The sequence below is a fragment of the Veillonella agrestimuris genome, from assembly GCF_943193065.1.
GTDB lineage: Bacteria > Bacillota > Negativicutes > Veillonellales > Veillonellaceae > Veillonella > Veillonella agrestimuris.
Map to the genome: position 1 here is coordinate 1 of NZ_CALPCS010000021.1, position 10,775 is coordinate 10,775.

The window sequence follows — 10,775 nt, forward strand, 5'->3', positions numbered from 1 at the left end:
GCTTATTTTTTTTGCAAAAAAATAATGTTGGTTGTGCCACCTTGATGGTGACACCCCAACATTTATTATAGAACCTAAAAAAAGAGACCTCTCAAAGAGGTCTCTTACTATCGTTTCGATAGATTATTTTTTGCGTTTTTTTGCAGGAGCTGCGTTAACTTGCTCTTTCAAACCTTTACCAGCTTTGAATGCAGGGGATTTAGAAGCAGCGATTTTGATTACAGCACCGCTTTGTGGGTTACGGCCTTCACGAGCTGCGCGTTCACGGATTTCGAAAGTACCGAAACCGATAACTTGTACTTTGCCGCCAGCAGCTAATTCTTCAGCAACTGTATCGAATACAGCTTTTACTGCTTTTTCAGCGTCTTTTTTTGTTAATTCAGTTTTTTGTGCAACACTTGCGATTAATTCTGTTTTGTTCATGACAGAACCTCCTTAAAATAACTGCGCCGCCAGGCTACTAACTACCTTTTGGCTACTTTTCCTGCACCTTAGCCTCCTCCCAAAAAGCATCCAGCTCAGCTAATGAAAAGTCTTCCCATGAGCGATCACTTTTGTTAACACAAGCTTCTACATGTGAAAAACGCTGTCGGAACTTAGTGTTAGTGCGATTCAGTGCATTTTCACCGCTTATTTTATACCATCTAAATAGATTAATCAAGGAAAAAAGTATATCTCCTGCTTCTTTTTCCATATTTTCTCTATCATTCTCATTTACAGCATCTTTAAACTCGCTTATTTCTTCATCTACTTTTGCCCAAACCGGATCCTCATGATTCCAGTCAAAACCTAGCTTAGCAGCTTTTTCTTGTACCTTAAAAGCTCCCATTAAAGCAGGTAAACCTTTCGAAACATTATCTAATACAGATTTTTGTATATTTTTCTTTTCTTGCGCTTTTAATTCATCCCAAGTGTATGTTTTTTCACTGTAATTCATTTTATTTTCATCTTTAAAAACATGAGGATGACGGCGAATCATTTTCTTAGTTATATCATCAATGACATCTTGGAATGTAAATTGCCCCGCTTCTTCTGCTAATCGACTATGGAATACAACTTGTAGCAATACATCACCGAGTTCTTCGCGAAGGTTATCCATATCTTTGTTGTCGATGGCATCCATTACTTCATAGGTCTCTTCGATAAAATAAGGTCGCAATGATTCATGGGTTTGCTGTTGATCCCAAGGACAGCCTCCAGGTCTCCGCAAGGTTCTAACGACATCCACTAACGGTTGTACATCTACTGTGGTATTTTCTGTCTCCTTAATATTGTTGTTCATATAAACGCCCTTCTTCTTCTAATTTGCGTTTGCGCAATCGCTTGCCAATGATAGGAAGATTGTACATATCATCTTTCACAATAGCCTTTGTAATCCATAAGGATACGCCATAAACAATGATAGCAGCGCTAATGGAGATAGCCACAGCAAAGGCATTGCCTACCATATCAAGGACAAATGTATAAATGACTTGTGTCGCTCCACCCATGGCCATAGCAGAAATTAAGATTTTCAACAATTCCATATAGCGTACGATAGAGCCTACATATTTGTTAACGAAATAAATATTAATGGCCGCAGCAATAGCAAAATTCATGTTTGTAGCCCACGCTGCCCCATTAATACCGAGACCTGTAGTCCCTGTCAACTGATAGTCTAATATAGCTTTCACAACGAGACCAATTAAAATAGAGCACATAGGAATAACTGTACGTCCTAAGCCTTGTAATATGGCAGCTGTAATTTGTTGCCACCCTAAAAATATGATGCTCAAGCTAATAACTGCAATGACTGGGCCAGCGTGAGGGGTCGCATAAATGAGCATAGAAATAGGCGTTGCTAGCACAGATAAGCCGATGCAAGCGGGTATAGCCAAGAGGTTGGCGATTTTTATGGATGTACCTGCGCGATTAATAATCGCTTTCTTATCATTCTGAGCGTGTGCCTCAGACACAGCAGGCACTAGACTCGCCGCTAAGGACGTAGTCAAAATAATCGGTAATCCAATCAGTGATGTGGCCATCCCCGTCAAATAACCAAATTGCGTCGTCGCCTCATGGAGGTAATAGCCGATATCCATTAATCTTTTGGGAACGATGAAAGTATCAATTAAAGACACCATAGGGAGCATAATATTGGCCATCGACACTGGTATAGCGAGAGCAAATAATCGTTTGATAACCGCTCCATTCGTCTCTATAGGGGCCAATTTGTTTTGTTGCAACGCCAGCTGTTCTCTCGTCGTTCGTTGTGCATTATAAAAATAAATTAATACGAACAAGCCTGCTAATACGCCTGGGAAGGTCGCAAATGTAGCGCCCCCAGCCGCTAAATGCAATCCTTCATGAATGAAATAATAGGCTAACCCTACCATGGATCCAACGCGGAAGATTTGTTCAAACACTTGGCTCATCCCTGTAGGCACCATATATTGAAAGCCTTGGAAATACCCTCTAAAACAGCTCAATACAGTCACTACGAAGATAGCTGGCGCTAATAATTGTATCGGCACTAATGCCCTAGGATCCGTAATGATGCCCCAACTGATAAGTGCCTCAGCACTTGCGTAAAGACCGAAGCTAAATACAATCCCTACAACTGCAAGAACGCGCAAGGAGACCTTGAACACTTGGTTCACACCGCGCATATCATTGTTCGCCAGTTTCTCCGCAATCATAATGGATATGGCCACAGGAATGCCAGCCGCCGAAATGCTGACAATAATTTGATAAATAGGATAGGCCATCATATAGAGACCAATCCCTTCCCCACCAAGAATACGAGCGATGAGAACTTTACTGAAAGCACCAATGACTTTAACGATAATACCAGCAATCGTCAAAATCATAGCACCCTTTAAAAATCGATTCATAGCCCCTCCTCAGATGTTTTCGATAATTCTTTCATCACATCTTCTGTAATATGTAAGATATCACTTCGCAGCCCTTCTAATGTAACATATAAAGTAGCTGGTTTTGTATCCATAAATTTCATATGTTTCCACAGTTCTTCTCGGACAGCCCCCATATCCCAGTTCGCCATTTTCGAATCATCATGCCAATGGATGATAAGTTGCTTATCGCGGCGTACAATACTTTTAATACCTAATAAGCGGGCTTCTTCTTTAAGGCGAGCAATGCGCAATAATTTGTCTACCGCTTCTGTAGGAGTACCAAAACGATCAATTAATTCATCAATCATATCATCTAATTGGCCAATAGATTTGACTTGTAATAATCGTTGATACACAGAAATCTTACGAGCACTATCTTTAATATACCCATCATCAATGAAAGCATCTACTTCTAAATCAATGGCTGGATCGACGGTCTTTTCAGTTTCCACTTCTCTATTTTGAGCTTTTGCTATAGCTTCTTCGAGCATCGATACATACATACCAAAACCTACAGATGCAATGTTACCGTGTTGCTGCGACCCTAATAAGTTGCCTGCCCCGCGAATCTCCAAGTCTCGCATAGCAAGCTTAAATCCAGCCCCTAATTCAGTAAATTCTTCGATAGCTTTCAATCGCTTCTCTGCCGCCTCAGATAACATTTTATCAGGGCGATACATAAAATACGCATAGGCTCTTCGTCTCGAACGTCCTACACGCCCCCTCATTTGGTATAGCTGAGATAATCCCAAGTGGTCCGCATCATAAATAATAATCGTGTTCGCATTAGGTACATCTAACCCGGTTTCAATAATGCTAGTACTTAATAACAGATCATATCGTCCTTCATAGAAATCGGTCATAATTTCTTCAATTTGACGGCCCGTCATTTGCCCGTGAGCAATGGCATATTGTAAGTCCGGTAAAGCCGCTTCTAACAATTCCCCCATATGATCGATAGATGCGACACGATTATACACAAAATAGATTTGTCCGCCCCGTGCTAATTCTCGTTTAATAGCATCTACAACGAGATCCATATCGTATTCTACAACATAGGTCTGTATAGGTAATCGTTCCTCGGGAGGCGTCGTAATAACAGACATTTCTCGAACGCCTACTAACGACATGTGTAAGGTTCTAGGAATTGGTGTCGCACTCAACGTAAGAACGTCAATATTATTAGCCCATTCTTTCCATTTTTCTTTTTGTGCCACGCCAAATCGCTGTTCTTCATCTACAACAAGTAATCCTAAGTCTTTAAATTGAACCTTTTTATTAAGCAGGGAATGTGTACCTATTAATACATCAACAGAACCAGTTTCAACGCCTTTAAGGACTTCTTTTCTCTCTCCTACTGAACGGAATCGATTAATGACTTCTACCTTAACCCCAAAGGAACTAAATCGATGTAAAAAAGTTTGATAATGTTGCTGTGCCAATACCGTAGTAGGCACTAATACAGCCACTTGTTTTCCACTCATAACAGCTTTGAATACAGCTCGCATAGCAACTTCTGTTTTGCCAAATCCCACATCACCTGCTAAGAGTCGATCCATCGGCACCGGTCGTTCCATGGACTCTTTAATTTCTTTCACTGCCTGCAATTGGTCATCTGTTTCCTCGAATGGAAAAGCATCTTCAAATTCTTGCTGCCACGGTTGATCCGGAAGAAATGCAAATCCTTCAGCTACCTCTCGTTTAGCATATAAATCAACAAGTTTGTCTGCTAAATCATCAATAGACTTCTTCGCTTTAGTAACAACTTTTTGCCAATCTCGGCCCCCCATTTTATGAATGCGCGGCACATCACCTTCATTACCAATATACTTTTGTAATTGGTCTAAATTATTAGCTGGCAAAAACAACCGATCTGTTCCTGCGTAGGCAATCTCAATATAATCACGGTGAATCCCTTCGGTTTCAATCGTTTTCAAGCCAATATATTTACCAATACCATGCATACTATGAACTACATAGTCACCTACAGTTAAGTCCGTAAAATAATTGATTTCTTGTCCTTTTTTCGGTTTATTTCGTAATTTGCGCTTTTGTTGACCGTAAATATTGCCTTCTACAACGACCACTAATTGACTTTGCAGTAATTCAAACCCATCTGTCAACAAACCAGACATGATAAGGACTGTATTCGGCTCATAGTCGAATGTATGGCTAGAACGGTAAGAAAGTTGATCTATTTCTAAAGCTTTTTCAATACCTTCTCGACGTTGTTGGTTATTCAAAATAAGGACTACTTGTTTATTCATGGCTTGCCACTGCTTGATCTCATCCATCAAAAGCGGTATTTGGCGTTCAAAACTAGTCATCGTCTTCCCTTGAATACCGATAGGACTAAAGCCAGATAAACCAATGAAACGTTGTTGCATAAATGTAAAAGCCACTTGTGATGTAGCTTGTACAGACCGTTGCAATTCAGACCAATCACAATGATCTTTTCGATGGGATACATCTTCTTTAAAAAATTTCTTTAATGCTTCTTGAATGCGCACAGGCTCATCATAGATAAGTAATCCATCGCCTACATAAGATAATACTGTATCACTAGCTTCCGCATTGGCAATGAAAAAAGGTGTCACTGTATAGGCATCAATACCTTCTGTAGAACGCTGTGTTTCAATAGAAAAATGGCGCATTGTATCGATTTCATCGCCAAAAAATTCCATACGAATGGGTTCATCGCTATTAACAGGGAATATATCAAAAATATCTCCACGCACAGCAAAATGACCACGTTGTTCCACCTGGTCTACTCGTTCATATCCAATATGTATTAATTGTTCTAATAGCTCTTCTCGATCAAAGCTTTGGGCCAATTCAAAGTGAATGCTTTGAGATCTTAAGTACTGAGGACTTACCACATGCTGTGATACTTCTTCTGCATTAGCAATAACCACTACTGGTCTCTGCCACGCTAAGAGGCTTAAGGCTCGCATTTGTTGTCCTTGATTTTCTAAGCTTCGTGCTACCGTCGTAAAATCAACCCGTTCCGTTACAGGAAAGGAGAGTGCCGATATATGAGGCCAAAAAAATGCTAAGTCGCGCTCCCACATCTCCTTATGGTCTTTATCATGCACTACAATGACGATAGGCCTTTGTAATCCGTCTACCATAGATCGGCTTAAGAGAAATGACTTCTGAGATCCACTTAAACCATATATGACGGACTTCCCTTTTTTAGAAAACGCCTTTAGCCCATCTCCTATTGATGGGCTCGTTTCCAATATTGTTTGAAAGGATTGACTCATACTACTTCCTTATAAACAAAAAAACTTTGAAAATAGGCCATATGTAGCTATTTCAAAGTATCAGTAATCTATTCTATTAAAGTATGGTGCGGGAGAAGGGACTTGAACCCCCACGCCGTAAGGCGCCAGATCCTAAGTCTGGTGCGTCTGCCAATTCCGCCACTCCCGCGTACCAACTGAAATAATAATACCATTTATTATATATATCGTCAATTATTTTTTGCTTTCCCTGCTAGGATCTTGTAAAGTCTATCTTAAAGAGATGTACTAATACAAAACATGACTAAAGTAAAGAGAACCTTTACATCGACAATTAGTCGGTGCAATGGTTCTCTTTAGGATGATGATGAATAAATGCATGCCCTACATTTACTTTAAATATATTAACAACATAACAAAAGTCATGCTGGTAATACCATTGGTATCATCCACCATGACTCGATTTGCGGTATATAAGTAACATAACTCGTTACTATACAAAAAAGGCCTTTTTACAGATATACGTAAAAAGGGAGCCTATAACTTCTCCTCCCTATCGCTCGTAGGTCAAATGGTGAATGTTGAATAGGCAGTTCTCCTGACTCGGCTTCATCGCTCCTCTAGCCTTCCCAGTTTCCCAGTGACTTAATTAGATTCGCTCAACCATACAGTGGCGGGACCGTGCTGGCATCTCACCAGCTTTTCTATTATGCTTTTCAGCACCTATTCCCAAATATGTATTTATCTATGACTTAATCATATCACTAGCATTCTTATTCGTCAAATATAATTTACTCGGCTTAATTATGATAAACAAAGAACCTATGTAAACTGCAGCATACAAAGGTCTAGCCTTTTTTCACTGTACCTAACATAGTCTACATAGGTTCTTACAAGCATATCTAGATTTTATCTAAATCATATCTAAGTCATATCAAAATGATTATAACTCTGGTATAGCTGGCGGTGCCGGTGGTTTCCCTTGACTCCGTTCAATATATACAACAATAATAAATACGATCAAACTAATAGAACTACCAAAGATAATAGACATAATGCCAAATGGTTGGCCCATAATTTCCCATACAAACCCTGCAATGGATCCTAAAATAATAGACCAAATACCAGCGCCTTTAGTAGCACCTTTCCATAGTAATCCCAATAGAAATGCTGCAAATGGACCTGCGGAGCGCATAGTGAAAGCAAATACTAACATTGGAATTATTGCTTTACTCATAAGGGAAATACCGATAGCTATAATCCCCCATACAGCTACGCAATACCGACTATAACGGGTTAGTTTTTCATCAGAAATGTTTGGATCCCATTGAGCTTGAATAATATCTTTTGTAAATACTGTGGCAGCCCCTAATAAATCTCCCGCTCCAGAAGACATAGTAGCAGATACTACAGAAGCCATAACAAGACCGGCTAAAATAGGATGCATAAGATGTAATGCTACCGTAGCTACTGCATTATTGGCTTCAATATTAGGGAACATAGCAAGGGCAATTAAACCTAAAATAGCAGGTACAAAGGCAAAGAAAGCCATAAATAGACCACATAAAACGGAGCCTAGTACAGCCGTTCTTTCATCCTTTGCTGCAAAGTACCGTTGTACCGATTCTTGCCCAGTAGAAAATGTCATAAAATACATGATAATTAACCCAATAATCGTAGGCCATCCAACTTTAGTAAAGCCCCATTGTTCAGCTGGTACATTAGCTACGATATAGTCCCAACCACCTGCATTTTGAATGACAAATGGAACAGCAATCGTAAAGCCACCAATAAGAACTACGAAGTGAATTATATCGGTTAGCGTTACACTCCACATACCACCAAACATAGTATAGACCACTAATATACCACCGCAAATAAGGATAGATAATTCCGTGCTCATGCCACTTAATACACTAACAATAGTAGCCGTCGCAGTGATCTGTACCCCGGCTAATGTAATAGTTGCTAGCATCGATAAAATAGACGTAATCAAATGACTAGCTTTACCGAAACGACGACCTATAATCTCTGGCACTGTGGTCGCCATAGCACGCCGTAACAAAGGAGCAATGAAAGCCACTAAAATGACACCGATTCCGGCAGACACTACGTACCACCCTGCCGATAATCCCCAATCGCCGTAAGCTTTCGCTGCTACACCGACAGTACTACCACCACCGATTTCAGTAGCTGCTAACGTACCAGCAGTCATAAAGACCCCAATACGACGACCGGCTAGCAAATAATCATCACTTCCCTTTACCCGGAAGTGACTATATATGCCAACCCCTAAATTTAATAGTAAATAACTTAACACGATGATCCATATAATTGTAAGCGTCTCCATAAGATAACCTCCTTTTTAACCGCCTATGGATAAATCAATATTGTGTTTCATCTGTACTGCTTACTTACTGCTTAAAAAATATAGGAGCCGTCTTACATGTAAAATGATGCCAGCTCCTAATGTATAAAATTGTAACTTGATTTCATTTTTATAATATCATATATGCATTTTAGTAACAATAGAAAGTATTAAGATATTCTCAATTTCACTGAAAGCTCATTAATTGCGACCTTCATCTAATTCATATATAATATACATAGATGAAAGATAGTCAATTAAACATACACCACACATGGAGGTCTTATGTATATCGGAGACATTATCAAAGAATATCGCAGCCAGCACAACCTCTCCCTTGAAGAATTTGCCAATGCTGCCCATCTAACACTGCCAGAACTCACCGCTTTAGAAGCGAATTTCGAAAAAGATTCTACTACCCCTATTACCGTCGCGATGCGACAACTTAGAGGTATTGCACAAGCTATGAATATCGCCCTGCCTATATTGATGAGTCAATTACCATCAGATCAAGAAGTAGCTGTGAATGTCATTGCAGATTCCGATCAACCACATATGAAGTAAATCAAACCTAATACATATGATAATCAGCCAATAATATAATACTTGTTACATGTAGCAATACGTATTAGCCCATACAATGATTATTAAAGAATATAATAAAACTTAGAATCATCTACGATGATTTATAGAAAGGATATTATGAAAAAATTACTTTACACGACATTACTCTGTTCTTTATTAGCAACAACGGTAGCTTCTGTACATGCTGTTACTCTCGATGACTTAGAAAGTGCTCGAGGTTATTCCTATATGTACCGCATGCATGGCCAACGCTACTATTCTGCTAACAACGTTGCCGTTTATGCTGGAGAAGGAACAAATTACGAAATCGTTGTCAAAACATATAGTCACCAAGGTGCCATGTATTACATGACAGAATACGTTAATCACTACTATTTCAATCAAGAAGCTGATACGATCCATTGGAAACAAGATGAAATCAACATCATCGATGCTCGTACTGGTGAAGTACTTCGCAAAGAATACAAAACTAAAAGTAAACCACGGCTCTTAAAACCAGATACATATGGTTATGAGCAAGCCATCTACTATAAAAACTTAGCAATCGCTGCTGGGCAATTAAAATAAGCCTCTCCCAATAATTTATGTAAAAGTTTATTTACTTGTTCATGTAAACGAATTCCATTCAAAATCGTATAAACACTAAAAATAAAGGACCTTCTTAGGAAGGTCCTTTTATAGTAATATAGTCAAAATAATGGCTATCGGAGAAAATAAGAAAGTAAATCAGAATAAAGAAAAAGCTCACACTTAAGTGTGAGCTTTCATTTGGTGACCCAGAAGGGATTCGAACCCCTGACCTTTTGATTCGTAGTCAAACACTCTATCCAGCTGAGCTACTGAGTCATGTACTTGGTACTTAACTATATTAACACAGTTCTTCTATCTTTACAAGTACTATATTAATATTTTTAAGAATTTTATAGAGTGCAACAAAAGCTGCACTCTATAGTGTGGCAGGGGCAGTAGGACTTGAACCCACAACCGACGGTTTTGGAGACCGTAACTCTACCAATTGAGCTATACCCCTATGTATATAAGTATTTCTTAGTACTTAGTAATAATACCAATAAACGTCAGCTATGTCAAGGAAAACCTCTATCTTTCATCAATTCTATATACTTTTTTCCTCTATGATAAAAGCCCTTATAAAAGGGAAAAGCGCCCTTTCGAGCGCCTTTATCTACTTAACTTTTACCTATATATACGGGAGATAGTATATATAATGAGAGAGTTATAGATGTATTTTCCAATACACAGAGAGAGAGTATTATTGTGTATTAATTGGGTTTATGTATTAGTTTATGTGTTGTTTGTATTATTTTTAAAAGGGATTAATAAAAGTTATTGGTAGATCGCTTCCCTAGCTGCTTTATACCAGCTATAAGAAGTATAAAACATTGAGGTGAAATAGGTGTGAATTATATTTGTTGCTTCACTCGGCAAAGAGATATAATAAGTTAGGCATACGTAAGCAACTTCCTATCACTCCTCGCTGTATATTTGCCTGTGCTGCTTTGCAGCTTGGCAAATGCTACGCTCCGATGAACCTGATGCACTTGTATTCATAACAAAAAAAGGCACACCCTCTGGTGTGCCTTTTAGCTTAATCAGCGACTTCCTATCCTCCCAGGCCGTCTCCAGCCAAGTACTTTCGGCGTTTATGAGCTTAACTACTGTGTT

At 39.1% G+C, this 10,775-nt stretch carries 8 protein-coding genes, 3 tRNA genes and 1 riboswitch; of the genes, 2 read left to right on the forward strand and 9 right to left on the reverse strand.

Annotation, left to right across the window (positions count from 1 at the left end):
• Positions 1 to 123 precede the first annotated feature (123 nt).
• The 6 genes from NFR29_RS08155 to NFR29_RS08180 all read right to left on the reverse strand — a co-directional run bounded on the left by NFR29_RS08155 (position 124) and on the right by NFR29_RS08180 (position 8,489).
• Positions 124 to 423, reverse strand: a complete 300-nt coding sequence (locus NFR29_RS08155; protein ID WP_251425491.1) for an HU family DNA-binding protein — start codon at positions 421 to 423, stop codon at positions 124 to 126.
• Positions 424 to 475: 52 nt separating this feature from the next.
• On the reverse strand, positions 476 to 1,282 hold the full coding sequence (mazG, locus tag NFR29_RS08160; protein ID WP_251425493.1) for a nucleoside triphosphate pyrophosphohydrolase: 807 nt from the start codon (positions 1,280 to 1,282) through the stop codon (positions 476 to 478).
• Complete coding sequence (locus tag NFR29_RS08165; RefSeq protein ID WP_251425496.1) at positions 1,266 to 2,873, reverse strand: putative polysaccharide biosynthesis protein; 1,608 nt, start codon at positions 2,871 to 2,873, stop codon at positions 1,266 to 1,268. The genes mazG and NFR29_RS08165 overlap by 17 nt, the downstream gene beginning before the upstream one ends.
• Entirely contained in the window at positions 2,870 to 6,160 is a 3,291-nt protein-coding gene (mfd, locus tag NFR29_RS08170) for a transcription-repair coupling factor (RefSeq protein ID WP_251425499.1), read from the reverse strand. The genes NFR29_RS08165 and mfd overlap by 4 nt, the downstream gene beginning before the upstream one ends.
• 84 nt (positions 6,161 to 6,244) lie before the next feature.
• A tRNA-Leu gene (locus NFR29_RS08175) sits at positions 6,245 to 6,329 on the reverse strand.
• 381 nt (positions 6,330 to 6,710) lie between these two features.
• Positions 6,711 to 6,881, reverse strand: a riboswitch (cobalamin riboswitch).
• A 201-nt stretch (positions 6,882 to 7,082) separates the two neighbouring features.
• Entirely contained in the window at positions 7,083 to 8,489 is a 1,407-nt protein-coding gene (locus NFR29_RS08180; protein WP_251425502.1) for a sodium:solute symporter family protein, read from the reverse strand.
• A gap of 303 nt (positions 8,490 to 8,792) precedes the next feature.
• On the opposite strand from NFR29_RS08180, the gene NFR29_RS08185 reads away from it, so the two are divergent.
• Together NFR29_RS08185 and NFR29_RS08190 are read left to right on the forward strand one after the other, a co-directional pair.
• Positions 8,793 to 9,071, forward strand: a complete 279-nt coding sequence (locus NFR29_RS08185; protein ID WP_251425505.1) for a helix-turn-helix domain-containing protein — start codon at positions 8,793 to 8,795, stop codon at positions 9,069 to 9,071.
• Positions 9,072 to 9,209: 138 nt separating this feature from the next.
• Positions 9,210 to 9,659 (forward strand): hypothetical protein, encoded by a 450-nt coding sequence (locus NFR29_RS08190; protein WP_251425508.1) that lies wholly within the window; start codon positions 9,210 to 9,212, stop codon positions 9,657 to 9,659.
• Positions 9,660 to 9,861: 202 nt separating this feature from the next.
• On the opposite strand, the gene NFR29_RS08195 is transcribed toward NFR29_RS08190, so the two are convergent.
• The 3 genes from NFR29_RS08195 to NFR29_RS08205 all read right to left on the reverse strand — a co-directional run.
• A tRNA-Arg gene (locus NFR29_RS08195) sits at positions 9,862 to 9,938 on the reverse strand.
• Positions 9,939 to 10,046: 108 nt separating this feature from the next.
• Positions 10,047 to 10,122 (reverse strand) — tRNA-Trp (locus NFR29_RS08200).
• A 455-nt stretch (positions 10,123 to 10,577) separates the two neighbouring features.
• Positions 10,578 to 10,775, reverse strand: a 198-nt coding sequence (locus tag NFR29_RS08205; RefSeq protein ID WP_251425511.1) for a hypothetical protein, incomplete at its 5' end; no start/stop codon positions are given.

Bases quoted from the DNA above. Each gene is read 5' to 3' on its own strand.
- NFR29_RS08155 (WP_251425491.1), bottom strand. From the start codon at position 423: ATGAACAAAACAGAATTAATCGCAAGTGTTGCACAAAAAACTGAATTA.
- mazG (WP_251425493.1), bottom strand. From the start codon at position 1,282: ATGAACAACAATATTAAGGAGACAGAAAATACCACAGTAGATGTACAA.
- NFR29_RS08165 (WP_251425496.1), bottom strand. From the start codon at position 2,873: ATGAATCGATTTTTAAAGGGTGCTATGATTTTGACGATTGCTGGTATT.
- mfd (WP_251425499.1), bottom strand. From the start codon at position 6,160: ATGAGTCAATCCTTTCAAACAATATTGGAAACGAGCCCATCAATAGGA.
- NFR29_RS08180 (WP_251425502.1), bottom strand. From the start codon at position 8,489: ATGGAGACGCTTACAATTATATGGATCATCGTGTTAAGTTATTTACTA.
- NFR29_RS08185 (WP_251425505.1), top strand. From the start codon at position 8,793: ATGTATATCGGAGACATTATCAAAGAATATCGCAGCCAGCACAACCTC.
- NFR29_RS08190 (WP_251425508.1), top strand. From the start codon at position 9,210: ATGAAAAAATTACTTTACACGACATTACTCTGTTCTTTATTAGCAACA.